This window comes from Pigmentiphaga litoralis (genome assembly GCF_048632615.1).
Taxonomy (GTDB): Bacteria; Pseudomonadota; Gammaproteobacteria; order Burkholderiales; family Burkholderiaceae_B; genus Pigmentiphaga; species Pigmentiphaga litoralis_B.
Genome location: NZ_CP184479.1, coordinates 5,436,075 through 5,460,876 on the forward strand (window position 1 = coordinate 5,436,075; position 24,802 = coordinate 5,460,876).

Below are 24,802 nucleotides of genomic sequence, written 5' to 3' on the forward strand. Positions count from 1 at the left end.
AGCCCCCTTTCCTTCGCCAGCAACTTTCCGTCGTCAACCCACCGCTCCCGTGACCCAGACTCCCACCACCTCACGTCCGCTCGTCGTGGCAGCCATCATGGCGTCGATGAGCATGATCGCCATCGAGGCGACGATTGTCGCCACCGCCATGCCCCAGATCGCCGGCGACCTGGGCGAGCTGCGCTATTACAGCTGGGTGTTCGCGTCATTCCTGCTCACGCAGACCGCCATGACCGTGGTGTTCGGCAAGCTGTCCGACCAGTACGGCCGAAAGCCGATGGTGCTGTTCGGCATTGCCATCTTCCTGATTGGCTCCATCCTGGCCGGCTACGCATGGTCCATGGTCTCCATGATCGTGTTTCGCCTGATACAGGGGGTGGGCGCCGGGGCCGTGCAGCCGGTGGTCATGACCATCATCGCCGATCTGTTTCCTGGCCGGGAGCGCGGGAAGGTGCAGGGCTGGCTGGCCAGCGTGTGGGCGATCTCCGCGGTGTTGGGGCCGATGGTGGGTGCGCTGATCATCCACAAACTGTCGTGGGCCTGGATCTTCTGGATGAATATTCCGGTTGGCATCGCCGCGGCCTGGGGCTTCATCAGGTACTTGCACGAAACACCAAAACGCAAAGAAAGCTCGATCGACTTTTTGGGCGCCGCGCTGTTCACCGCTACCGTGGCGGCGGCCATGATCGCGCTGACGGATGCTGGCACCACTGAACACGTTCGCGCCTGGGCTGCCGCCGGAGCGTTCGTCGTGTTGCTGGTGCTGTTCGTGCTGCAGGAGCGCCGGGCGGCGGACCCGATGATTTCGTTCGCGCTGTGGGGCCGCCGTCCAATTGCCGCCGTCAACGGCGCGATGGTTTTTGGAAGCATGTGCATCATGGGGCTAACGACCTTCCTGCCCATGTATGTGCAAGGTGTCATGCACCGGACGCCAGTGGTAGCGGGGCTGGCCCTGACCATGGTGATGCTGGGCTGGCCGGTTGGCTCGACCATTGCGGCTCGCCTCTTCCCGCGCTATGGCCTGCGCCGCATGCTGATCATCGGCAGTCTGCTGGTGCCAATGGGGGTGTTCGTCTTCATCTTCCTTCAGCCCGACAGCAGTCCGCTGCTGGCCGGATTCGGCTCATTGGTGATTGGCTTCGGCATGGGTTTCATGGGCGTCTGTTCGCTGGTGCTGGTCCAGGAAATCGTCGAGCCGAATGAGCGCGGCGCAGCCACCGGCTCCAATCTGTTCGCCCGCAATCTTGGCAGCACGATGGGGGCGACCTTGCTGGGCGCGGTGTTCAATTACGGCCTGGCCCACACGTCGGGCATCGCAGCCGTCACCTCTGAACAGCTCAAGCAGGTGCTGGAGAACGCCGCAGGCGCGGCCGCCATCAGCGGACCCGTTCAGCAGGCCATGCACCAATCCCTGCACATCACGTTCTACGCCATGCTGGTGGTGTCGGTTCTGGTAGTGGTGGTGATGCTGATGATCCCGCCGGTGCCGCTGGCGGAATCCCGGGCGCGGGCCAAGGCGCCGGCCGACGCGGCGTCGGGCGCCGCGCATTAAAGGGCGACGCGCAGCCAGATCAGCGATAACAGTCCGATCAGCTATGGCAACCGGACCAGCCTTGGCGCCCCGAGCACCGATGGCAACCCCCGCAGCGATAGCAGCCCGACCAGCCTTGGCAGCCAGATCAGCGATGGCAACTTGACCAGCTAGCGCAGTCCCACCAGCGCCGCCACGATCGCAACCAGGGCCAGCACCAGCGTGGGGTAGAAGGTAAGCGCGAAGCCTAGCGCGCGTGACGGCGCGCCGCCCGAATACCCTCGCCAGAACAATATCCGCCCCACAACGAACAGAATGGCTGCCGCGGGCACTGCCGCCTGCCATTCGCGCGGCAGCGTGACTGCCCAGATCAGATAGGTAGGAATCGCCAAAACGACCTGCTCAAGGGTGTTCTGCAGAATGGCCTGGTAGATGCGGGCGGTCCAGCTCCCACCCGTCATGCCGCGACTGGCTGTCATGCCGCCGCCGGGCAGTCCACTGCCGGCCAGCCCGCTCCCGTCGATGTCTTCCGCATGCAAGAAGCGGTGCCGCGCCATCACACCGATTGCAATCGCCAGACACCACACCGGCAGCAGCGCCCAGTGCAAGGCGGCAACCAGCGACGCCGTCGGCCCGATCAGCGGCAGCAAGGCCCTGGGCGCCAGCGCGATCATCAGCACCAGCAGCAGCAACGTGATTGCCATCCCGATGCCCATCCCGCGCAACACCCCTCGCTGGACCGCCCGGTGCGTGACGGCCGTCGTGTGACGGTCTGGCGGCGGGCGCATCGTGGAGGTCCGGCGCGGGGGCGTGGCGGTCGTTCTCAAAGCGGCGACTCCAGTGCGCGGCGGATGTAGCAGGTGCGGGTGATGCGCCCGGCGCACCGCCACGTCATGAATAGGAGCTGTCTCGGGTCGCGCCGGGGGTCGTCAGGTGCGGAACATGCCGTACGGGGGCCGACCATGGGATGCGCGACGTCGGACTGCGTTTCGCAGTTGACAGCCCGGCCAGTAGACCGCAAATCGCGCATGCATCGGATCGGCCAGATGGCGCAGTCGGGTGACCCGCGCGGATGAGGATGAGGCTTCCGGGCGTTCGCGCGCTCGGCTCAAGTCTGCCAGATTGCCCTTGCACCTCCCGACGATCGGTCCAGCGCTGCGATGCGGCTGCCAGGCATTCGCACGATCAGAAGGCTGCGAAGAGCAGCTGTCAGTAATGCGGCGGCAATTCTTCGCGCAGGCTGCGGAACGGCGCGGCGCCTTCCGGCACCTGCTGCCGCAGGTCGGCCACTTCGCGAGCCAGTTGCTCGATCAACTTTTGCTGGCGCACGATCGTTTCGTTGAGCTGATCGAGCAAATCTTCGGTAAAACTCGCCTTGATCTCGAGCTCGTTCAGCCGATGTTCCAACGCTTGCGTGTCGGTCACGCGGGCTCCATGCCGTTATCGTGCTTGATCCCTGCCGTGTCAGCAGACACCATGTACGCCAGCAAGGCCTTGGCGGCGTCAGGTTGCGTGCTCGACGCCGCAAGGCCCCCGAAAACGTCGTCATCAGCTGAATGGCGGGCGGCATGGGACCGAGGATGGTGATGCCTTCGATCGGCATCAGTTCGCTGAGTTGCTGGAAGCCCAGGTCGACTTCGCCCTTGGCCATGAAGGCGCCTACCGGCACGCCTGGGGGCGCCAATACGATGCGGTCCTTGATCTGGTCGGTGATGCCCCAGCGGTCGAACAGCTTGGCCAGGTAGACGCCGCTCGGGCCGGTGGAATAGCCGATCGAACGAGCGGCCAGAATCGCTGCCTTGACCGACGCTTCGGAGCTGATGTCGACGGCCGGTTCGCCTGCACGGACCGCGATCGCCACGCCGGACTTGACGATGTCCGTACGGCTGCCCGCCACGATGTGTCCCTTCGCCGTCAATTGATCGATGACATTGGCGGCCAGCACGACGATGTCCATCGCGTCGCCCGCCTCGACCCGCCGAGCGGCTTCGACGCCCCCGACCGAGACCAGCTCGACATCGACCTCGGCGGCGGCCGGGTACCGTGCCACCAGGTCGGCCAGCAGCGCTTTGGTTGCCATGGAAGAAAGGATGCGGATGGGAGTCGCCATGAAGTCACCTTCTGTGATCAATTGAGCGCTTGCGCGGAGGATGGTTGGGCGCCTTGCGTCAGTCGGACAGCACGGCGCCAGCAAGGCTTCGCATTACACCATAGGCCGGCAAGCCGGCTGCGACGTGCGTGCCCCCGAAGCGCGCATGCGCGCGCTGATGTCGATCCAGTGCGAGCAAGGGCCATCCGAAGAAGCCATAACGTAAAACGCCCGACCGTCTCTCGTACGGCCAGGCGTTACATGCGTCGCTGCAAGGTCTTGCGTTCGTTGAGGGTGCCGCCGGCCGATCTGGCCGACACCCTTAACCCCCGCGGCTTCACGCAGGCATCATTCTTCGATGCCGCGCTCCGCCAGGTATTCCTCGTACGGACCGTGGTAATCGACGATCTCGCCCGACGGCAGGATTTCGATCACCCGGGTCGCCAGGCCAGACACGAATTCGCGGTCATGGGACACGAACAGCAGCGTGCCCTGGAATTTTTCCAGCGCGAACTGCAGCGATTCGATCGATTCCATGTCCAGGTGGTTGGTCGGCTCGTCCATCAGCAGCACGTTGTTCTTGGTCAGCATCAGCTTGCCGAACATCATGCGGTTCTTTTCGCCGCCCGACAGCACCGGCACGGTCTTGACGATGTCGTCGCTTGAAAACAGCAGGCGGCCCAGGATGGAGCGGAGGGTCTGGTCGTCTTCGCCGCCCAGGCGCCAGCGGCCCATCCAGTCGAACAGGTTGTCGTCGGTCTGGAACTGGTCGGACACGTCCTGGGCCATGTAGCCCAGGTTGGCGTTGTCGGACCACTTCAGGCGGCCGCCGCTGGGTTCCAGGTCGCCGGCCAGCATGCGCAGCAGGGTGGTCTTACCCACGCCGTTCGCCCCGATGATGGCGATCTTCTCACCCGCTTCGACCATGGCCGAGAAGGGTTTGATCACGACCTTGTCGTCATACGACTTGCGCAGGTTTTCGATTTCGACGGCCTGGCGGTGCATGACCTTGAGCGGCTCGAACCGGATGAATGGGTTCTGCCGCGACGACGGCTTGACCTCGATCGCCTCGGACTTGATCTTGTCGATCATCTTCAGGCGCGACGTGGCCTGGCGGGCCTTGGACTTGTTGGCCGAGAAGCGGCGCACGAAGTCCTGCAGGTCGGAAATGCGTTCCTTAGCCTTGTTGTTGCTGGCGCTGATGCGCTCGCGCGCCTGGGTCGACGCCAGCATGTAGTCGTCGTAGTTGCCGGGATAGATGCGGACTTCGCGATAGTCCAGGTCGGCCATGTGGGTGCAGACCTGGTTCAGGAAGTGGCGATCGTGACTGATGACGATCATCGTCGACTGATAGCCATTCAGCACGTTTTCGACCCAGCGGATCGTGTTGATGTCCAGGTTGTTGGTCGGCTCGTCCAGCAGCAGCACGTCGGGGCTCGAAAACAGCGCCTGCGCAAGCAGGATCCGCAGTTTCCAGCCCGGCGCGATCTCGCGCATCGGCAACTGATGCTGTTCCACCGGGATTTCCAGGCCCAGCAGCAACTCGCCTGCCCGCGCCTCGGCCGTGTAGCCGTCATATTCGGCAAACTTGGCTTCGAGTTCGGCCGCATGCATGTAGTCGTCGTCGGTCGCGTCCGGATTGGCGTAGATCGCGTCCCGCTCGGTCATGGCCTGCCACATTTCTTCGTGGCCCATCAACACCACGTCCAGCACCCGCACGTCTTCGAACGCGAACTGGTCCTGGCGCAGCTTGCCCAGACGCGTGTTCGGTTCCAGCGCCACATTGCCCGCGGTCGGCTCCAGGTCGCCGCCAATGATTTTCATCAGCGTCGACTTGCCACTGCCGTTTGCGCCGATCAGGCCGTATCGGTTGCCTTCGCCGAATTTGACCGAGACGTTTTCGAACAGGGGTTTGGGACCGAACTGGATGGTTAGGTTAGCGGTAGAAATCACGGCTGGTATGGACTCGCTGGAAGACGGTGTGATCAGGACAGGGGCCGCGTAAGTGGCGCGGAGCGCAGCCTGCGGCGATCGATCAACCCGGTAGTGTATCAAGGCTTGGCACCGGCGGAAAGGCAAGGCTTGGGGAAGCCAGGACCAACGTGCGCCAACGAAGCGTTTTCGCGACAACTTGTCAGAAGATTGCATCAGCTAGGCGCCAATCCATGCGTGTTGCATGCAGATCGCCAGGCTGTTTTTGTCACATTTTCTTGCGTGGCCCCGGAAGATCGCCGGATGGGTTTGTTACCATTGGGCAGTGGCAGTTCGCCGGGGGCCGCGCCCCGCACGCTGTCACAATCGGTCGTGTCGTGCGCGCCTTCGTGTCCGCCCATCCATTCCGCCGCCGCTTCCATGCGCGACGCGAGCGGTGCTGCGCTGGGCCCGTGTGCGGGCGACGCAGGGCGCGTTCGCCGGACTTCCATCCATTCACAATTACAAAGAGCGAAGCACGCTACATGTCGCTATTGACCCTTGTCATCCTTCCCTTCATCGGCAGTGTTCTGGCGGGCCTTCTGCCCGCTAACGCCCGCAATCGGGAAGCCTGGCTTGCCGGCTTGATTGCTTTGATCGGCACCATCCAGGTGGCGATGTTCTACCCCGATGTCTCTTACGGCGGCATTGTCCGTTACGAGGCCGAATGGCTTCCCACCCTCGGCCTCAACTTTTCGCTGCGCATGGACGGACTTGCCTGGGTCTTCTGTCTGATGGTGCTGGCGATCGGTCTGCTGGTGGTGCTATACGCCCGCTACTACATGTCACCGGAAGACCCGGTGCCTCGCTTCTTCTCTTTCTTTCTGGCTTTCATGGGCTCGATGCTCGGCATCGTGCTGTCGGGCAACCTGATCCAGCTGGCGCTGTTCTGGGAACTGACCAGTCTGGTGTCCTTCCTGCTGATCGGCTATTGGCACCACCGGGCTGACGCCAGACGCGGCGCGCGCATGGCGCTGACGGTCACCGCAGCGGGCGGGCTGTGCCTGTTCGCGGGCATCCTGGTACTGGGGCATGTGGTCGGCAGCTACGACCTGGACGTGGTGCTGGCATCGGGCGACCTGATCCGCTCGCATCCCTCGTATACCGCTGCGCTGGCGCTGATCGCCGTGGGCGCGCTGACCAAAAGCGCGCAGTTCCCGTTCCACTTCTGGCTGCCCCACGCCATGGCCGCGCCCACGCCGGTCTCGGCCTATCTGCACTCCGCCACGATGGTGAAGGCCGGGGTCTTCATCCTCGTGCGGCTGTGGCCGGTGCTGGCCGGCACCGATGAATGGTTCTGGGTCATCGGCGGCGCGGGCCTGTGCACGTTGCTGCTGGGCGCCTACGCCGCCATCTTCCAGCAGGATCTGAAAGGCCTGCTGGCGTATTCGACGATCAGCCACTTGGGCCTGATCACTTTGCTCCTTGGACTGGGCAGTCCGCTGGCTACCGTGGCCGCCATCTTCCACATCATGAACCATGCGACCTTCAAGGCGTCGCTGTTCATGGCGGCAGGGATCATCGACCACGAAAGCGGCACGCGCGACATACGCAAGCTCAGCGGTCTGTATCGCCTGATGCCGGTCACGGCCACCTTGGCCATGGTGGCCAGCGCGGCCATGGCGGGCGTGCCGCTGCTGAACGGCTTCATTTCGAAAGAAATGTTCTTTACCGAAGCCGTGGTGGTTGGCGATGCCATCGGCATGAAGTACGCGCTGCCGATCGCGGCCACGGTCGCCGGCGCCTTCAGCGTGGCCTATTCGCTGCGCTTCATGCATGACGTCTTTTTCGGCCCGCCCCCCAAGGACCTGCCCCGGACGCCGCACGAGCCGCCGCGGTGGATGCGGTTCCCGGCCGAACTGCTGGCCTTTGCCTGCCTGCTGGTCGGCATTATCCCGAGCTACACGATCGCGCCTTTCCTGGCGACCGCCGCGCGCGCCGTCCTGGGCGATGACGTGCCGCACTACAGCCTGGCGATCTGGCACGGGTTCAACCTTCCGCTGGTCATGAGCTTCGTCGCGCTGGGCGGCGGCGCCCTGCTCTACATGACACTGCAAAAGACACTGCGGCTCAGCACCGTGGAACGCCTGCCCCTGCTGTATCGCCTGAGCGGCAAACGCAGTTTCGACCGCGTCATGGCGTTGTCCACGGCCTTTGCGGAACGGCTGACCGGCGGCCCGGGCACGCGCGGGCTGCAGACGCAGCTGCTGTGCATCGTGTTGATGGCCCTGCTGGTGGGCACCGTGGCGCTTTACGGCACCGGCGACGTGCGCGGCAGCGTCGCGCCGTCGGCCATCGACCCCGTGTTTGCGCTGATGTGGATCATCGGCATCGTGTGCGCGGTGGGCGCGGCCTACCAGGCCAAGTACCACCGGCTGGCGGCACTGACGCTGCTGAGCGGCGCCGGGCTGGTCACGTGCGTGACGTTCGCGTGGCTGTCCGCGCCTGACCTGGCCTTGACCCAGCTGGCGGTCGAGGTCGTCACGACAATCCTGATCCTCCTGGGGCTGCGCTGGCTGCCCCGCCGCAAGGAACCCAAGGAACTGGGCATTCGCACTCCTATGGGCGCCTGGTTCCACCGCGTGCGCGACTTCGCGATCGCCGTGGCGGCGGGAGGCGGTATGGCGCTGCTGGCCTACGCGATGCTCACGCGCCCCTACCCCGATTCGATCGCCAAGTTCTTCCTGGACAATTCCTTGCCTGGCGGGGGCGGCGGCAACGTCGTCAACGTGCTGCTGGTGGATTTCCGCGGCTTCGACACCCTGGGCGAGATCACGGTGCTGGGCATCGTGGCCCTGACGGTGTACGCGCTGCTGCGGCGCTTCCGGCCGGCGCCCGAGAGCATTGCACTGCCCCATCAGCAGGTCGATCAGGGCAAACGGTCGCCGACGGCGGGACCGGGCCATGACGCCGCGTCCGCCTACCTGGTGGTGCCGGGCGTCATGGTGCGCGCGCTGCTGCCGGTGATCGCCATGTTTGCAATCTACCTGTTCAACCGCGGCCACAACCTGCCGGGCGGCGGCTTCGTGGCGGGTCTGGTGATGTCGGTCGGCTTGATCCTGCAGTACATGATGGGTGGCACGACCTGGGTCGAAGCCCACCTGAAGCTCAATCCGCAGCGCTGGATCGGCCTGGGCCTGCTGTTTGCCGTGATGACGGGCGCCGGCGCGTGGTTGTTCGGCTACCCCTTCCTGACCTCGCATTCGGCGCACCCCATCCTGCCTTGGGTCGGCGAAGTCCCCTTGCCAAGTGCTTTCCTGTTCGACCTGGGCGTGTTCACGCTCGTGGTCGGCGCCACGCTGCTGATCCTGACCGCGCTGGCCCACCAATCGATCCGTAGCCATCGCGCGATCCAGCACACGGCAGCCGCCGAAGGGAGCCGTTGATGGAACTCATCATCAGTATCGCCATCGGGGTTCTGGGCGCATCGGGGGTGTGGCTGCTGCTGCGGCCCCGTACCTTCCAGGTCATCATGGGCCTGTCGCTCATTTCCTATGCCGTCAACCTGTTCATCTTTTCGATGGGCCGGCTGTCGATCAACCAACTGCCCATCGTCGGAGGGGATCGGCCCTTGTCCCTGGAGCACTACGCGGATCCCCTGCCCCAGGCGCTGGTGCTGACCGCGATTGTCATCGGTTTTGCCATGACGGCCCTGTTCCTGGTCGTCCTGCTGGCGTCGCGCGGCCTGACCGGCACGGACCACGTCGATGGCCGGGAGGTCGAATGATGGACGTTCTGAAGGATCATCTGATCGTCCTGCCCATCGTCCTGCCGATGGCAGTGGGTGCGTTCATGCTGCTGCTGGGCGAACGGCGGACCTGGTTCAAGGCATCGCTCAACGGCCTGTCGACGCTTGCCATGCTGGCGGTGGCAATCGCCCTGCTCCGCCAGGCCGACAGCGGCGTGCCGGTGTCGGTCGCGGTCTACCTGCCCGCCAACTGGCAGGCACCGTTCGGCATTGCGCTGGCGGCGGACCGGCTGTCGGCGCTCATGCTGCTGATCACGTCGGTGCTGGGCCTGGCGTCGCTGATGTTCTCGGTGGCGCGCTGGCAGCGGGCCGGGGTGCATTTCCATTCGCTGTTCCAGTTTCAGCTGATGGGTCTGAACGGCGCCTTCCTGACGGCCGACCTCTTCAACCTGTTCGTGTTCTTTGAAGTGCTGCTGGCGGCGTCGTATGGCCTGCTGCTGCATGGTTCGGGACCGGATCGCGTCAAGGCGGGTCTGCATTACATCGCCATCAACCTGACCGGGTCGATGCTGTTCCTGATCGGCGTCAGCATCATCTATGGCATTACCGGGTCGCTCAACATGGCTGACGTCGCCTTGCGCATCGGCCAGGTGGCCGCGACCGATCGCAGCATGCTCGAGGCAGGCGCCGCCATTCTGGGGGTGGCCTTCCTGATCAAGGGCGGCGCCTGGCCCATGAACTTCTGGCTGCCGCCGTCCTACGCTGCCGCCAGCCCGCCGGTCGCGGCGGTGTTCTCCATCATGACCAAGGTCGGCATCTACGTGCTGCTGCGCCTGTCGCTGCTGCTGTTCGGCGACCATGCCGGCGATTCGGCGGGCTTCGGGCATGACTGGCTGCTGTATACCGGTCTGGTCACGCTGGGGTTTGGCGGGATCGGCATGCTGGCGGCGCAGAACCTGGGCCGGGTGGCGGGGTATAGCGTGATCATCTCGTCGGGTACGCTCCTGGCCGCCATCGGTTTCGGCGGCGTCGGGGTCACGGGCAGCGCATTGTTCTACCTGCTCAGCTCGACGCTGGCGCTCGGCGCCTTCTTCCTGCTGCTGGAATTGGTCGAACGCAGCCGCACCTTCAGTTCGGACCTGCTGGCGATCACCCGCGAAGCCTTCGGCCTGGACCTGCCCACGGACAATGACGACAACGACCACACCAACGTCGGCGTGGCCATTCCGGCGGCCATGGCCTTTCTGGGCCTCAGCTTCATTGCCTGCACGCTGCTGCTGACCGGCATGCCGCCGCTGTCGGGCTTCATTGCCAAGTTTTCGTTGTTGACCGACGTGCTGAATCCGACCGGCCTCACGCCGGATTCCACCGTCCAGATCACCACGACGGCCTGGGTAATGCTGGCCTTGCTAATCGCCACCGGGCTGACCGGGGTGATCGCACTGACCCGTACCGGCATTCGCGTTTTCTGGGCGCCGTCGGGGCGGGCCGTGCCCAGGCTGCGGGTGATCGAGACGTTTCCGATCGCCGCGCTGCTGGTGCTCTGCGTGATCATCACACTGCGCGCGGAACCCGTCATGCGGTACATGGATGCGACAGCCGCTGCCCTGCACGCCCCCGACGACTATATCCGCAGCGTGCTGTCGGCCCGGCAACTGACCGAGTCGGCCACGCAGGCCGGCAGTCAGGTCACCCTGGAGGCCCGTCCATGATCGCGCGCATTCTTCCCTGGCCATTCATGTCGGCATTGTTGCTGATCATGTGGCTGCTGCTGAACCAGACCATCGCGCTGGGGCACATCGTGCTGGGCGGCGTTCTGGCCATTGCGCTGCCGCTGCTGACGTCATCGCTGCGTCCCACCAAGGCGCGGGTAAAGCGGCCGGGCCTTATCATCAAGCTGTTCCTGATCGTGACCTGGGACAGCATCCTGTCCAACATTGCCGTGGCGCGTATCGTCCTGGGCAGCAAGCAGGCCCGCGACAATTCGGGTTTCATCAAGGTGCCCCTGGACCTGCGGGACCCCTACGGACTTTCCACGCTGGCCGTCATCCTGACCGCTGTGCCCGGCACGGTATGGAGCGAGTTCTCGGAAGACGGCGACATTTTGACCGTGCACGTGCTGGACCTGACCGACGAAGCGACGTCGATCCGGTCCATCAAGGACCGCTACGAAAAACCGCTGATGGAGATCTTTGAATGACGTCGCTTCTTTCCATCGCGACCCTGTTCGCGTCGGCCTGCTTTTGCATTGCGATGCTGCTGGCCATGCTGCGCGTGTTGCGCGGCCCGGCGGCGCAGGACCGCGTGCTGGCGCTCGACACGTTGTACATCAACGCCATGCTGCTGCTGCTGGTGCTGAGCATCCGCTTTGCCAATACGCTGTACTTCGAAGCCGCCCTGTTCATCGCGCTGCTGGGCTTTGTCAGTTCCGTGGCCATGGCCAAGTTCCTGCTGCGCGGAGAGGTGATCGAATGACCGTGGCGCATCAACTCCCGTTGTGGGCGGAAATCATCGTGTCGCTGCTGCTGGTGGTTTCAGGGTTGGTCACGCTGATTGGAACGCTCGGCCTCTGGCGCTTTCGCAACTTCTATCAGCGCATGCACGGTCCGACCATGGGCAGTTCGCTGGGGCTGGGCACCATTCTGCTGGCGTCGATCATCGCCTTCAGCCTGCAGGAAGAGCGACCCGTCATTCACGAAGTGCTGGCATGGGTGTTCCTGACGCTGACAATCCCCGTGACCACCATGATGCTGGCGCGCGCCGCGTTGTATCGGCACCGACGCGAAGGCAAGAACGTGCCGACCCGTCACAAGCATGACGATGACGACGCCAATGAGATCCGGCCCACGCACGACGAAGAAAGCTGACGTACGGCGCCGTACGCAGCACATCGCCTGATGAAGCGGGGTCCCTTTGGGACCCCGCACACTTTCCAGTTTGGATTTGCTTACAAAGCGGCTGAGCCACGGATAACCGCGGGTTAAACACTGCGGCGACAATACGGACGACTCAGCAGGCAGATAGGTTTAGGTGATAATCGGCCTGTCGCCATCCACAACAACAACAGTCTGGCCACATGATCTCCATCTATCAGCTCAAGCCGCGCTTCCAGGCTCTGCTCCGGCCGCGTGTCGTTCAATTGCATGCCAAAGGCGTGACCGCCAACCAGGTCACCGTGTTCGCCGCGGTGGTGTCCGTGTTGCTGGGACTGTTCCTCGCGTTCCAGGCGAATCACCCCTGGCTGTTCATTCTGGTTCCCCTGTGGATGTTTGCCCGCATGGCGCTGAACGCCATCGACGGGATGCTGGCGCGGGAATTCGGCCAGCAGTCGCGCCTGGGCGCGTATCTGAACGAGCTGTGCGACGTGGTGGCGGACGCCGCCCTGTACCTGCCCTTTGCTGCGCTGTTCGGGGTGGCGACCGGCTGGGTGATCCTGGTGGTGTTGCTGGCCACGATCAGCGAATACGCTGGCGTGCTGGGCCTGATGGTCGGGGCGACGCGGCGTTACGACGGCCCCATGGGCAAGAGCGACCGTGCGTTTTGCTTCGGGGTACTGGGACTGGCGGCGGCGATCGGCGTGCCGGCTTTTCTGCTGAATCTGCTGCTGATCGTCGTGGCTGTCCTGCTGGTCGTCACGATCTACAACCGGGTGCACCGCGGACTTGTCGAAGCGGCGGCCCTTGCTCCCACCGAATAGGAACGTCGCATGCGTGCCGGCCAGTCCCATACCTTTACGACCCACGACCAGCAGACCCTGTTCTATCGCCATTGGCCCGCCCAGGTCGAAACCGCCGGCGTGCCGCGCCGCGCCCTGATCCTGTTCCATCGCGGCCACGAACATTCGGGCCGCATCGGACATATTGCCGATGAGATCGACCTGCCCGGTTTCGACGTGTTTGCGTGGGACGCTCGCGGGCACGGCGAGTCACCCGGCGAACGCGGCGACAGCCCCAGCGTCGGCACCAGCGTGCGCGACATCAACACGTTCGTGCAGCATCTGTGCCGCACGCATGACATCGCGATCGGCAATATGGCCGTGATCGCGCAAAGCGTAGGCGCCGTCCTGGCCGCTGCCTGGGTGCATGACTATGCGCCCAAGATCCGGTCGCTGGTGCTCGCGTCCCCGGCGTTCAAGGTCAAGCTGTACGTGCCCTTCGCGCTGCCCGGACTGCGGCTGATGCGCCGCTTTCGCGGCAATTTCTTCGTAAACAGCTACGTCAAGGCCAGGTTCCTGACGCATGACCCGGCGCGCATTGCGTCCTACGACAGCGACCCGCTGATTACCAAAGCGATTTCGGTCAACGTGCTGCTGGGACTGTACGAGACCGCGGAGCGCATCGTGGCCGACGCGCAGGCAATCCAGGTGCCGACGCAGGTGCTGGTGTCGGGGTCGGACTTCGTGGTGCATCGCGGGCCGCAGCAACGCTTTTTGATCGCCTGAGCCACCCCCGCAAGGAACTGCATATCCTGCCCGGGTTCTTTCACGACACGCTGGGCGAGAAAGATCGCGCGGTTCCGATCGGCCGCGCACGGCGGTTCATCCAGCAGCAATTCGACCAGCCTTTGCAGCGATTGAGCTTGCTCAACGCGGACCGGGTCGGCCCGTCCTGCGCCGAGGCGGAAGCCCTGGCGACCCCGCTTCCCCCGAATTCGCTGCGTGGCCTGTACTGGCGTTTCACTCGGGCCAGCCTGGGCTTTGGACGGCATTGGTCGACCGGCATCAAGCTGGGGCACGATACCGGCTTCGATTCGGGCAGCACCCTGGATTATGTTTATCGCAACCAGCCCACCGGCAAGACGCCGATTGGCCGGATGATGGACAAGAACTACCTGGAATCGATAGGCTGGCGCGGAATCCGCCAACGCAAGCTGCACGTGGAAGAACTGCTGCGGCTGGCCATGGCGCGGCTGCGCGCGCAAGACCGTCCGGTTCGCATCGTGGACATCGCCGCGGGGCATGGCCGATACGTGCTGGACGCCTTGACCGCCCGCGGACCCTTGCCCGAGTCCATTCTTTTGCGGGACTACAGCGACATCAATGTGCGCGATGGCCGAGCCGTGATCGACCAACGGGACCTGTCCGACATTGCACGCTTCGAGCGCGCCGATGCCTTCGATCGTGCCAGCCTCGCCGCCATCGACCCTCGCCCCACGGTCGGTGTCGTGTCGGGCCTGTACGAACTGTTCGGCGACAACCGCATGGTGTCGCAATCCCTGGCTGGCCTGGCCGATGCCATCGAGCCTGGCGGTTATCTGGTGTATACCGGGCAACCGTGGCATCCCCAGCTGGAACTGATCGCGCGCGCGCTGACCAGCCACCGTGACGGCACGGCGTGGGTGATGCGCCGGCGCAGCCAGGACGAAATGGATCAGCTGGTCGAAGCCGCGGGGTTCCGAAAGGTGGAACAGCGCATCGACGAATGGGGCATCTTTACCGTGTGCCTGGCGCAGCGCGTGGGCGGATGACAACCGCCCTGCCCGCAGACGTGGCCGCGCCCGACGATCTGTCGGTGCGGCCGCCTGGGCTCTGGAAACGAGCGGTGCTGTGGCTGTTGCTGCTTGCACCGCTTTTTTGGCACCTACGGCTTTGCGACCTGGGCGACGGCGCAACGCGCGCAGGTGGGCAGCGTGGTGTTTGGCTGGGAACATCTGATTCCCTTGTGGCCGTGGACGATCGTGCCGTATTGGTCGATCGACCTGTTGTACGGGCTGTCATTGCTTCTTTGCGCAACGAAGCGCGAACTGGATACGCATGGCCGCCGGCTGCTGACCGCGCAGGCGATTGCCGTGACGTGCTTCCTGCTGTTCCCGCTGCGCTTCAGTGTGGACCGCCCCGCGCAAGACGGGGTGTTCGGCTGGATGTTCGACGTCCTGATGGGCTTTGACAAGCCGTTCAATCAGGCGCCGTCCTTGCACATCACGCTCCTGGTCGTGCTGTGGGTGTGCTACGCGGCGCATTCGCGCGGCATCTGGAAGCTGCTGGTGCATGGGTGGTTTGCCCTGATCGGGCTGTCGGTGTTGACGACCTGGCAGCACCATTTCATTGATCTGCCAACAGGCGTTCTGGCCGGATGGCTGTGTGTGTGGCTGTGGCCGGATCACCGGCGGGCACCCACGCTGAAGGCCACGTTCACCACGGACGCGGCGCGCCGCAGGCTGGCGTGGCGCTACCTGGCCGGCGCCGGGGTGTTCGCGCTGCTGGCCTGCCGGGGTGGCGCAGCGCTGTGGCTGGCATGGCCTGCGCTGTCGCTGGGTCTGGTAGCCCTGAACTATGCGTGGCTGGGGCCGGAAGGTTTCCAGAAGCGGCCCGATGGCACGTTGAGCCTGGCCGCACGCTGGTTGTTCGCGCCCTATCTGGTGGCGGCGCGGATCAATGCGGCATGGTGGACGCGACGGCATCATCACGCGGATGCGGTGGTCGATGGGGTGTGGCTGGGGCCGTTACGGGCGTGGAAGCCTTCGCAGGCGCCGGGCATCCATGGCTGGGTGGGCGTGAGCTCGAATGGCATGAGCTTCAATGACATGGGCTCGAACGGCATGGGCTTCAAAGACATGTGCTCGAATGGCAGGAGCTTGAATGGCATGAGCTCGAATGACAGGAAGCTGCATGACATAAGCTTGATCGACATGACCGCGGAAATCGGCGTCGATCCCGCTGGATGTGCGTATGCCACTTTTCCTGTTCTGGACCTGACTGTCCCCAATGTTTCAACCTGCCTGGCGGCGGCCGACGCCATCGAACAGATGCGGCAGCGCGGCCCCGTGCTGGTTGCCTGCGCGCTGGGGTATTCACGCAGCGCCACCGCCGTCGCGGCGTGGCTGTTGTGCAGCGGACGCGCAGCCTCGGTGGACGATGCCGTGGCGCTGCTGCAGCGCGCCCGTCCGCAGGTCGTGTTGACGGCCCGGCACCGCGCGGTGCTGAGTGCAGTCCACCATGCGGTGATTGACACCCCACGCCTTCTACCGGAAACGCCCCATGCCGCCTGACCTCGGCCTGCTCACCCTTGCCAGCGTGCTGCGGCGCGGGCGGCAGCTGGATCACCTGTCGTCGTCCATTACGATCATCGCGTTGGCCTGGGGGCTGCTGCAGTGGCCGATGGGTTTTGGCACCCGGATCGGTAGCGCACTGGCGACCTTGCTGGTGCTGGTAGGCGTGTTGCAGAAGGTCTGGGCAATGCGCGTCGCGCTGGATGCCGATCTGTTCGAGGCGCTGGGCCATGGCGATGCGCTGAGTAGCGATGATGGGCTGGATAGAGATAACGGGCCGGAGCGTGGCGAGGCGCCGGGAGGTGGCGATGCGCCAGGCGCCGGGGAGCACGTCACGGATAGGCTGACCTCGCGCCTGGCTGCCATGGACGCGATGCTGGTCGGCACGGGCCTGATGCCCGCGCGCCTGGCGGGCCGGCCGCTTGCGCCGCGCACACGCGGGGCCTTGAGGCTGCTGGTCGTCCAGGCCGCGATCGTGGGCTTTCAGGTGGCGTTGACGGTCAGCAGCCTGCTTGCCATGCCCTGGCTGTTTCCCGCATACGGGTGACGGCGCCACCAAGGATGCCTGCACCAAGAACCCAGAACCCCGAACCCGGAACCCCGCCGATCGATGCCGCCATGCACCACGCCGATGCGACGCCATTCGATGCGGCCAAGCATAAAGACAAAGCGGAGCCCGACGATGAGACTCTCTTCAACGATGCCGCCAGGTCCAACGACCGCGCCACGCCAACAATGACGCCACCGCCAATACACACGTCAGGTCCGGCGACGCCGTCCGACACGACGCCTTCCGCCCCTCAGCCAATGTATCCGGATCCCCGCATTCCCCCTGGCCCGCCGGAGGGGCCCAGCATGCTTGCGCCCGTTGCAGCGCTCGCCATCACCGCCGGCGCGCGCGCGTTGACGGGTGCGCGTGCCTTGTGGCTGGGTTGCGCGCCGCAGCCGGTGCAGCGCATCTACTTTGCCAACCACAGCAGCCACGCCGACTTCGTGCTGCTGTGGTCGTCACTGCCGCCGGCGTTACGGGCACGCACACGGCCGGTAGCGGGCGCGGATTATTGGCACACCAGCGCCACGCGGCGTTACCTGATCCACAAGGTTTTCAATGGCGTGCTGGTTGAACGCCAACGCAGCGACCCGTCTGCCAATCCGCTGCAGCCAATGCTGGACGCGCTGGACGCGGGCGATTCGCTGATCCTGTTTCCGGAAGGCACGCGCAACATGGAAGAAGGCCTGCTGCCTTTCAAGAGCGGTATCTACCGGTTGGGGCTGGAGCGCCCCGCCGTGGAGCTGATACCGGTATGGATTTCGAACCTGAAGCGGGTCATGCCCAAGGGCAGCGTGATTCCCCTGCCCCTTCTGTGCACGTTGAGCTTCGGCGCGCCGCTGCACGTGGCCGAGGGTGAGGCCAAAGAGGAATTTCTGGAACGCGCCCGACGTGCCTTGATGTCCCTGTCGACGGAGCACGGGTGATGAGCGGGCAGCCTTGCAGCACGATCCACCTGGATCCCCCCTTCGCGCGGCTACCCCATGGGCGATCTGATGCACGACCACACGTTCGTACTTTTCGTTGGCATTGGTGCGGTGCTGGCCTTTGCCTCTCTGGTTGGCTTTCTGCTGAAATGGCGCGCGGGCCCGGGACCGCATTCGGTCATCGACAACCTGAATTCGCGCATCAATGCCTGGTGGGTGATGGTGCTGGTGATCGGCCTGGCGTTCCTGCTGGGGCGCTGGGCCGTCATCCTCCTGTTCTACGCAGTGTCTTTCTACGCGCTGCGCGAATTCATCACCCTGGCCCCGACACGCCGGGGCGACTACCCGGCGCTCGTGGCGGCGTTCTATCTTGCCCTGCCCCTGCAGTACATCCTGATCGGCATGAACTGGTACGGCATGTTCGCCATCTTCATTCCGGTCTACACGTTTCTGCTGTTGCCTATCCTGTCGACCCTGCATGGCGACGCCACGCGGTTTCTGGAACGCGCGTCCACGGTGCAGTGGGGCTTGATGATCGCAGTCTTCTGCATTTCGCATGTGCCCGCGCTGCTGACACTGGACATTCCGGGCTATGCCGATCGCAATCTGCTGCTGATTGCCTACCTCGTGATCGTGGTGCAGTCGTCTGACGTGCTGCAGTATGTGTGCGGCAAGCTGTTCGGCAAGCGCAAGATCGCGCCGCACCTGTCGCCGTCCAAAACGCTGGAGGGCTTCGTGGGTGGGCTGGCGCTGGCGTCCTTGCTCGGGGCCGCGCTGTACTGGATCACGCCCTTCAATCCCTGGCAGTCGGGCTTGATCGCCTTGCTGCTGAACCTGCTCGGGTTCTTTGGCGGGCTGGTGATGTCGGCGATCAAACGGGATCGCGGCGTGAAGGACTGGGGCCACATGATCGAAGGTCACGGCGGCATGCTGGACCGCCTGGACTCAGTGTGTTTTGCCGCCCCGATCTTCTTCAATGTGGTCCGGTACTGGTGGACATGAGGCCGGCTGGCGTGTCTAGGGTGCGGGGATGCACGACGGCGTAACCGCCCAACTGCGTGACATGCGCACGCAGCAGGTCAGTTCGGCGCCATGGTTGCGGACGTGACTGTGTAGCTTGTCGCGGTCGCTTGATCACGTGCGATCGGGCAGTCAGGTGTGGCCGTGAGCATGACCATGATCGGAACCGTGATCATGGTCATGATCGTGATCGTGATCGTGCCCCGCATGATTGCGCTCATGCGCCTCGAACACCAGATGCGCCATGCCGTCCTCGGTCGCGATACCGACGCGTTCGCCCACCGGCAAGGTTGCCTTGGTCTTGACATGCCCGAAAGGCAGGTCGGTCACTACCGGCACCTTGACTTCGCGGCGCAACCACGCGTGTACCGACGCCATGTCGTATCCGCCATCCAGCGGAGACAGCTTGTAGTCGGTAAAGCTGCCCAGCACGATCGCCTTTTGCTTGGCGAGCACGCCGGCCTGATGCAATTGCAGCAGCATCCGTTCGACCCGGTACGGGTGCTCGTTGACGTCTTCCAGGAACAGCACGCCGCCTTTGATCTTGGGCAGGTAAGGCGTGCCGATCAAGGACACCAGCATGGCAAGGTTGCCGCCCCACAGCACACCGCGGGCATCGACCGGATCCGAGTCCGGGCTGTCGAAACTCAGGACTTCCAGTTCGCCGCGCAGGGTTTCGCCGAACAATGCCGCGGTCAGGTCGTCCACGCGCTTGCCGCCAAAGTCGAAGACAGCCATCGGCCCGGCATAACTGACGGCGCCAGTCTTGGCGAGCAAAGCCAGCTGGAAAGCCGTGAAATCGCTGTGCCCGATAAAGGTCTTGCCGCTGTCGGCCATCGCTTTCCAGTCGATCCGGTCCAGCAGCCGCGACATGCCATAACCGCCGCGCGTGGCCATCACGAAGGACGACTTTTGCCTGGCGGCGCGTTGCAACCCAGCCAGGCGCTGCGCGTCGGTGCCCGCGAACCGCTCGTGACGCAGTGATGCGCCACGGTCCATCGATACTGTGAAGCCTTCGGCGGTCAGATGGGTCTTGGCTCGCATGAGCGTGTCCGGATCGAGCACCGCGCCCGATGGCGACACCAGGTAGATGCCAGGCCGGGCAGGCGCACGGCGGCGCGGGGGTCGCAGCGGCGGCGTTGGCGTCGGGGGCATCGCAGAGGGGGCAGACAGGCATGAGGGAGGCGGTCCAAAGGCAGAAAAAGGCAGCCGCATTGTCGCCCGGAACGGCGGCGTGGCCAAACGCGCGCGACGGGCCAGAGCGTCAGGTAACTGAGGGAGTCAGATCATGCATCAGGAACGCCCCGCGGCGGAGACGTCCCGTCCGCACCCGCTTCAGGCAATTGCAGCACCGGAGCACTGCCCTCGCGTTCCGCCAGTCGCCGCGCCTTCACGGCATCCCGCCTTGCCCTGAAGAACGCGCGCAACACCTCCGCGCATTCCGCTGCCAGCACGCCGCCTTCCACCACCGTCTGGTGATTGAGCTGCGTCACGGCAGGCAGGTTGATCGTGCCCCCGCACACCCCCGTCTTGGGATCCGGCGCGCCGAACACGACGCGCGCCAGCCGCGTGTGCAGCATCGCACCCATGCACATCGCGCAAGGTTCCAGCGTCACGTACAGCGTCGCGCCGGGCAGCCGGTAATTGCCCGCGGCGGCGCAGGCGCTGCGCAAGGCAACGATCTCGGCATGGGCAGTGGGGTCACTATTGCCGATCGGACGATTGGACCCTTCGCCCAGCACGCGGCCATCGGCCGCGACCACCACCGCGCCCACGGGCACTTCGCCACGGTCCCATGCCTGCCCGGCCAGCACCAGCGCCCGCGCCATATGATGGCGATCGATGGCGGTGGCATCGCCCGCCAGGCCCGCTGTTCCAGTCTGCGGCCGGGCTTGTGCCCTGACCGCCGAGCCGATCACCGCGTCGCCCCTCTTCTCCTGCCCCGCCACCCCTATTTCTCCACCGGATGCCCGGCGGCGATCCACGCTTCGATGCCGCCTGTCAGCGGACGGACGCGCTGAAAACCCTGTCTGCGCAATTGCGACGCCAGTTGCGCCGCCGAGATCTCGTTCGGACACGCGCAATACACAATTACTTCGTCGTCGGGCCGGCCTTCCAGCACGAAACCTTTCATGCCCTCGATCGGCACCGCGATCGCGCCGGGGATGCGTCCTTGCTGCTGCAGCAGCGGCGTGCGCACGTCCAGCACCGTTGGTGTCAGTCCCTGGTCGTGCAGCGCTTTCCATTCCGCCACCGTCACGCGCGCCATGTGCAGCGACCGCAGCAGGGTGTGCCGCTGCCACAGTTTTTTCCCGATAAAGACGGCGAACAACGCAGCGACCAGCAGAAGGCCCCATTTGCCGAGTTCGGTCAGGGCGATCAGGAGTTCGTCGATGCCGCTGCTGAAGATGGAACCCAGCGCAATGGCCGACCCCGCCCACAGCGCGGCGCCCAGCCCGTCGAACAGCACGAAGGTGCGGCGCGGCGTGCCCACCATGCCGGCCAGGGCGCTGGCGAGGGACGCAAAGCCCGGAATGAACTTGGCGACCAGCAAGGACCACGCGCCCCACCGCGCATACACCGACGCCGTCTGGCGCACACAGGTATCGGGCGAAATGGAAATGCGGCACAGCGTCGACATCACGCGTCCGCCATATCGCTTGCCAGCCTCGTACCACAGGGTGTCCGCAAGCAGGGCCGACACGATCGCCACGCCCAGCAGCAGCGGCGCGGACAGTTCACCCCGCCCCAGCATGGCGCCGGTGATCACAAGCGTCGGATACGCGGGAATAGGCGCGCCGAGCTGTTCCACGAAAACGTTCGCGAACACGATCAGCAGGCCATATTGCTCGATGAGATGGAAAAGGAAGGACATGACGCGGGGATTCCTTGCGCGCGTGCTGGCGCGGTCAGGACCCGGCGGCAGCAGCCGAGGGGCATTCTACTCCTGCCCCCGGCTGCCCGGACCCGCGCAATCAGCGTGTGGCGATCATGCCGCCAGATCGAAATACAGCACTTCGGCGTTCTGGCCGCCTTCGAACACGACTTCGCGTTCGTCGGCCACCTTCAGGGCATCGCCGGCCTTGAGCGCGTGTCCGTTCACCGTCAGGGCGCCGCGCGCCACATGCACGTAGCCCTTGCGGCTTGGGTCGATGGCCTGGACCACCCGTTCACTGCCATCCAGCAGGCCGGCATACAACGTTGCGTCCTGGTTCACCGTCAGCGAACCGTCACGGCCATCGGGCGACACCACCACACGCAGACGCCCCCGCTTTTCGGCCGCGTCGAATTGGCGTTCCTGATAGCTGGGACGCACGCCCTTGAACTTGGGCAAGATCCAGATCTGCAGAAAGTTGACCGTATCGGTACGCGAATGGTTGAACTCGCTGTGCCGCACCCCGGTGCCGGCGCTCATGAGCTGCACGTCTCCCGGCCGGATCACCGACCCGGTGCCCATCGAGTCCTTGTGTTCCAGCGCGCCGTCCAGCACGTAGGAAATGATTTCCATGTCGCGATGGCCGTGTTCGCCAAAGCCTTGCCCCGGCGCCACCGTGTCGTCATTGATCACGCGCAGGTCGCTCCAGCCCATTTCCTTGGGGTTGTGGTATTCGGCGAAGGAAAACGTGTGATGGCTGTTCAGCCATCCGTGTGCGGCGTGACCCCGATCTTCAGCTTTGCGTACAAGGTTCATGATGTGGCTCCTGTCAGGACCGTGTCGGTCGTTGTTGGCATGGAGTGAACTTTACGCCGTGTTTATCCGATCGATAAGCGCAAAGATCTGGCTGATTTGATCGGATAATCCGATATATTGTCGGCATTACTGTCAGCAAGCTCACCCACTCCAATGCGCATCCCCCGAACGACTCTTGAACAGTGGGCCGTGCTGCAGGCCATCGTCGATCACGGCGGTTTTGCCCAGGCGGCCGAACATCTGCATCGCAGCCAGTCATCGGTCAGCTACATGGTGTCGCGCCTGCAGGAACAGGTAGGCGTCGACTTGCTGGTCATGGTTGGACGCAAAGCGCAATTGACCGACCATGGCAAGGCCTTGCTGCGCAGCGCGTCCGAACTGCTTGCGGGTGCGCACCGGCTGGAGCACACGGCAGCCAGCCTGCGGCAAGGCTGGGAATCCGAGATCGGACTGGCGGTGGACGTGGCCTTTCCCAAACCCTTGCTGCTTCGCGCGCTGGCGCGTTTTACCCAATCGGTCACGCAGACCCGCGTGCAGTTGCGCGAGGTGGTGCTGTCGGGCGCGGACGAAGCCCTTCTCGACCAGGGCGCGGATATCGTGATCGGCACCCGCGTGCCGTCGCAGTTCCTGGGCAAGCTGCTGATCGATGTGGAATTCATCGCCGTGGCCCACCCCGACCACGCCCTCTTCCACTTGGGGCGCGCGCTGACCATGGACGATCTGCGCCTGGAATTGCAGATCGTGGCTCGCGATTCCGGTACCAGCAAGCCACGCGATGATGGGTGGCTGGGCGCCGCGCAGCGCTGGACGGTAACGAGCATGGAAACATCGGCAGACATGGTGGCCAGCGGGCTGGGATTTGCGTGGCTGCCCCGTCATGTGATCCAGCCCATGCTGGACACCGGCCGCGTGGCGCCGCTGCCGCTGACTGAAGGCGGCACTCGGCGCGTGCCGCTGTATCTGGTGTCGGGCAAGCCTGGGCAGATTGGCCCGGCGGCCCGCGAACTGTCGGAAATCCTGCAGGACTGCGTGCGGGGCGTCAGTGTTCCCTATCCCGCCTCAGCAGCGGCGTCTTGATGGCCTGTGCCACCACCACCCCCAGCAAGGTCACCGCGCCGCCGATCACGTCGTACGCATGCAGCGTCTCGCCCAGAAACGCCATGGCAATCGCCACGGTGAACACCGGCAGCAGGTTCATGAGCGCTGTCGCGCGCATGGGTCCCAGGCGGGTGATGCCCAGCATCCAAAGAAACGGCGCCAACACCGAAGCCGGAATGCCGGCATACAGCACCAGAGGCAGGCCCGCTTGCGTGATGGGCGGCGCGCCGTTGAACAGGTAGTAGACGAACAGCACCGGGACCGCGCACCAGGTCTGCACTGTCAGCGATTGCCAGTTGCCCAGGGGCAGCTTCCATTTCTTCAGCAGCACCGCGTAGGCGGCATAGGCCAGGCTGGCGAGCAGCATCAGTCCGTCGCCCAGGCGCACGCCGGCGGTCAGCAGTGCGGCCGGATCGCCATGACTGAGCAGGTACGCCAGGCCGGCCATCGACAGCAGGCCGCCCAGGACGGCGCCTAGGGTAATGACCTCGCGTAATAGCAGCACGCTCAGCACCATCGCCAGCAACGGCATCAGCGAAATGACGATTCCCATATTCGTCGCGGTGGTGGTGCTGGCAGCCAGGTAGGCCAGGCATTGGTACAGCACCATGCCCAGCATGCTCAATACGAACAGCTTGGGCAACAGACCCACGACCCGAGCGCGCACACGCCACACCGAACGGCCGAACACGAGACCGAGCAGGCCTCCGGCCAGCACCCAGCGGTAGAGCGAGATGGCGGCCGGGTCGATCACCCCGGCAGCGAGCTTGCTGACAATCGTGTTGATCGCCCAGATCATCACCGCCAGCAGGGGCGCCAGTACATGCCCGACGGTCATGAACGACGCTCGCTGACGGACACGCGCTGCGATGGCTGGCTGCCAAATGCAATCACGGCCAGAAGGACGACCTGCAACGGCAGACGCCATAGCAAGGCAGCGGGCGGGATCCGCGGAAACAGTTCCGGGTGCAGCCACATGTAGATATTGGCCGGCGTCACGCAGACCGTCAGCGCGATGAGGCCCCAGCCCGCAGCCCGTCGGCTGGGCGGCCACATCAGGCCGACCGCGCCCAGCAGTTCCAAGGCGCCAGTGATATAGACCGCCTGCAGCGCCCAGGGAAGAAACGGCGGAATCGTGGAGGCGAATAGATCGGCCGCCACGAAATGCGCGACGCCGCCAATGCCGAACCAGAGAACGACGACCACCATGGCGGCGGTGCGCCAGAAGCCTGGACCGGTAGAGGGCACGGG

Annotated in this window: 22 protein-coding genes and 2 pseudogenes; 14 read left to right on the forward strand and 10 right to left on the reverse strand. The window is 64.7% G+C overall.

Annotation, left to right across the window (positions count from 1 at the left end; translation table 11 throughout):
• Nucleotides 1-49: 49 nt before the first annotated feature.
• Complete coding sequence (locus ACNANG_RS25180; RefSeq protein WP_420225352.1) at nucleotides 50-1,552, forward strand: MDR family MFS transporter; 1,503 nt, start codon at nucleotides 50-52, stop codon at nucleotides 1,550-1,552.
• Nucleotides 1,553-1,701: 149 nt separating this feature from the next.
• On the opposite strand, the gene ACNANG_RS25185 is transcribed toward ACNANG_RS25180, so the two are convergent.
• From ACNANG_RS25185 to ACNANG_RS25200, 4 genes and pseudogenes are all read right to left on the reverse strand, one after another.
• The gene (locus tag ACNANG_RS25185) at nucleotides 1,702-2,319 is read right to left on the reverse strand and encodes an MAPEG family protein (RefSeq protein WP_420225353.1); all 618 of its coding nucleotides are present in this window, start codon (nucleotides 2,317-2,319) and stop codon (nucleotides 1,702-1,704) included.
• A 421-nt stretch (nucleotides 2,320-2,740) separates the two neighbouring features.
• Nucleotides 2,741-2,956 carry a SlyX family protein gene (locus ACNANG_RS25190; RefSeq protein ID WP_420227661.1) on the reverse strand — a complete coding sequence of 72 codons (216 nt, stop codon included), beginning with the start codon at nucleotides 2,954-2,956 and terminating at the stop codon, nucleotides 2,741-2,743.
• Nucleotides 2,957-3,101: 145 nt separating this feature from the next.
• Nucleotides 3,102-3,641: pseudogene (locus ACNANG_RS25195) on the reverse strand (substrate-binding domain-containing protein); the annotation flags it as partial.
• A 327-nt stretch (nucleotides 3,642-3,968) separates the two neighbouring features.
• Entirely contained in the window at nucleotides 3,969-5,573 is a 1,605-nt protein-coding gene (locus tag ACNANG_RS25200; RefSeq protein WP_420225354.1) for an ABC-F family ATPase, read from the reverse strand.
• Nucleotides 5,574-6,076: 503 nt separating this feature from the next.
• Between ACNANG_RS25200 and ACNANG_RS25205 the strand changes: the two genes are divergently transcribed.
• The 12 genes and pseudogenes from ACNANG_RS25205 (at nucleotide 6,077) to ACNANG_RS25260 (ending at nucleotide 18,744) form a co-directional block, all read left to right on the forward strand.
• Nucleotides 6,077-8,977: a monovalent cation/H+ antiporter subunit A gene (locus ACNANG_RS25205; protein WP_420225355.1), complete on the forward strand. Its 2,901-nt coding sequence runs from the start codon at nucleotides 6,077-6,079 to the stop codon at nucleotides 8,975-8,977.
• Entirely contained in the window at nucleotides 8,977-9,318 is a 342-nt protein-coding gene (locus ACNANG_RS25210; RefSeq protein WP_420225356.1) for a Na+/H+ antiporter subunit C, read from the forward strand. Before ACNANG_RS25205 ends, ACNANG_RS25210 begins: the two co-directional genes overlap by 1 nt.
• The gene (locus ACNANG_RS25215; RefSeq protein ID WP_420225357.1) at nucleotides 9,315-10,991 is read left to right on the forward strand and encodes a monovalent cation/H+ antiporter subunit D; all 1,677 of its coding nucleotides are present in this window, start codon (nucleotides 9,315-9,317) and stop codon (nucleotides 10,989-10,991) included. The genes ACNANG_RS25210 and ACNANG_RS25215 overlap by 4 nt, the downstream gene beginning before the upstream one ends.
• Nucleotides 10,988-11,479, forward strand: coding sequence for a Na+/H+ antiporter subunit E (locus ACNANG_RS25220; RefSeq protein WP_420225358.1), 492 nt, complete (start codon nucleotides 10,988-10,990; stop codon nucleotides 11,477-11,479). Before ACNANG_RS25215 ends, ACNANG_RS25220 begins: the two co-directional genes overlap by 4 nt.
• Nucleotides 11,476-11,754: a K+/H+ antiporter subunit F gene (locus ACNANG_RS25225; protein ID WP_420225359.1), complete on the forward strand. Its 279-nt coding sequence runs from the start codon at nucleotides 11,476-11,478 to the stop codon at nucleotides 11,752-11,754. Before ACNANG_RS25220 ends, ACNANG_RS25225 begins: the two co-directional genes overlap by 4 nt.
• Nucleotides 11,751-12,146 (forward strand): monovalent cation/H(+) antiporter subunit G, encoded by a 396-nt coding sequence (mnhG, locus tag ACNANG_RS25230; protein WP_420225360.1) that lies wholly within the window; start codon nucleotides 11,751-11,753, stop codon nucleotides 12,144-12,146. Before ACNANG_RS25225 ends, mnhG begins: the two co-directional genes overlap by 4 nt.
• 209 nt (nucleotides 12,147-12,355) lie before the next feature.
• Complete coding sequence (locus ACNANG_RS25235) at nucleotides 12,356-12,976, forward strand: CDP-alcohol phosphatidyltransferase family protein (protein ID WP_420225361.1); 621 nt, start codon at nucleotides 12,356-12,358, stop codon at nucleotides 12,974-12,976.
• Nucleotides 12,977-12,985: 9 nt separating this feature from the next.
• A pseudogene (locus tag ACNANG_RS25240) lies at nucleotides 12,986-14,745 on the forward strand (bifunctional alpha/beta hydrolase/class I SAM-dependent methyltransferase).
• Between the two features lie 93 nt (nucleotides 14,746-14,838).
• A complete protein-coding gene (locus ACNANG_RS25245; protein WP_420225362.1) occupies nucleotides 14,839-16,266 on the forward strand; it encodes a dual specificity protein phosphatase family protein in 1,428 nt (475 codons plus the stop codon).
• A complete protein-coding gene (locus ACNANG_RS25250) occupies nucleotides 16,256-16,813 on the forward strand; it encodes a hypothetical protein (protein WP_420225363.1) in 558 nt (185 codons plus the stop codon). Before ACNANG_RS25245 ends, ACNANG_RS25250 begins: the two co-directional genes overlap by 11 nt.
• Nucleotides 16,814-17,121: 308 nt before the next feature.
• Nucleotides 17,122-17,742 (forward strand): lysophospholipid acyltransferase family protein, encoded by a 621-nt coding sequence (locus ACNANG_RS25255; RefSeq protein WP_420225364.1) that lies wholly within the window; start codon nucleotides 17,122-17,124, stop codon nucleotides 17,740-17,742.
• A 57-nt stretch (nucleotides 17,743-17,799) separates the two neighbouring features.
• A complete protein-coding gene (locus ACNANG_RS25260; RefSeq protein WP_420225365.1) occupies nucleotides 17,800-18,744 on the forward strand; it encodes a phosphatidate cytidylyltransferase in 945 nt (314 codons plus the stop codon).
• A 150-nt stretch (nucleotides 18,745-18,894) separates the two neighbouring features.
• Here ACNANG_RS25260 and ACNANG_RS25265 read toward each other — a convergent pair whose 3' ends face one another.
• The 4 genes from ACNANG_RS25265 to ACNANG_RS25280 all read right to left on the reverse strand — a co-directional run bounded on the left by ACNANG_RS25265 (nucleotide 18,895) and on the right by ACNANG_RS25280 (nucleotide 22,453).
• The gene (locus tag ACNANG_RS25265) at nucleotides 18,895-19,917 is read right to left on the reverse strand and encodes an LD-carboxypeptidase (RefSeq protein ID WP_420225366.1); all 1,023 of its coding nucleotides are present in this window, start codon (nucleotides 19,915-19,917) and stop codon (nucleotides 18,895-18,897) included.
• A 131-nt stretch (nucleotides 19,918-20,048) separates the two neighbouring features.
• A complete protein-coding gene (tadA, locus tag ACNANG_RS25270) occupies nucleotides 20,049-20,591 on the reverse strand; it encodes a tRNA adenosine(34) deaminase TadA (protein WP_420227662.1) in 543 nt (180 codons plus the stop codon).
• A gap of 122 nt (nucleotides 20,592-20,713) precedes the next feature.
• Nucleotides 20,714-21,637: a rhodanese-like domain-containing protein gene (locus ACNANG_RS25275; protein ID WP_420225367.1), complete on the reverse strand. Its 924-nt coding sequence runs from the start codon at nucleotides 21,635-21,637 to the stop codon at nucleotides 20,714-20,716.
• 114 nt (nucleotides 21,638-21,751) lie between these two features.
• Complete coding sequence (locus ACNANG_RS25280; protein ID WP_420225368.1) at nucleotides 21,752-22,453, reverse strand: pirin family protein; 702 nt, start codon at nucleotides 22,451-22,453, stop codon at nucleotides 21,752-21,754.
• Nucleotides 22,454-22,606: 153 nt separating this feature from the next.
• On the opposite strand from ACNANG_RS25280, the gene ACNANG_RS25285 reads away from it, so the two are divergent.
• Nucleotides 22,607-23,530, forward strand: coding sequence for a LysR family transcriptional regulator (locus tag ACNANG_RS25285; protein ID WP_420225369.1), 924 nt, complete (start codon nucleotides 22,607-22,609; stop codon nucleotides 23,528-23,530).
• Here the strand turns inward: ACNANG_RS25285 and ACNANG_RS25290 are convergent.
• Together ACNANG_RS25290 and ACNANG_RS25295 are read right to left on the reverse strand one after the other, a co-directional pair.
• Nucleotides 23,493-24,389, reverse strand: coding sequence for a DMT family transporter (locus ACNANG_RS25290; RefSeq protein WP_420225370.1), 897 nt, complete (start codon nucleotides 24,387-24,389; stop codon nucleotides 23,493-23,495). The genes ACNANG_RS25285 and ACNANG_RS25290 overlap by 38 nt on opposite strands.
• Nucleotides 24,386-24,799, reverse strand: a complete 414-nt coding sequence (locus tag ACNANG_RS25295) for a hypothetical protein (protein WP_420225371.1) — start codon at nucleotides 24,797-24,799, stop codon at nucleotides 24,386-24,388. Before ACNANG_RS25295 ends, ACNANG_RS25290 begins: the two co-directional genes overlap by 4 nt.
• Nucleotides 24,800-24,802 lie beyond the last annotated feature (3 nt).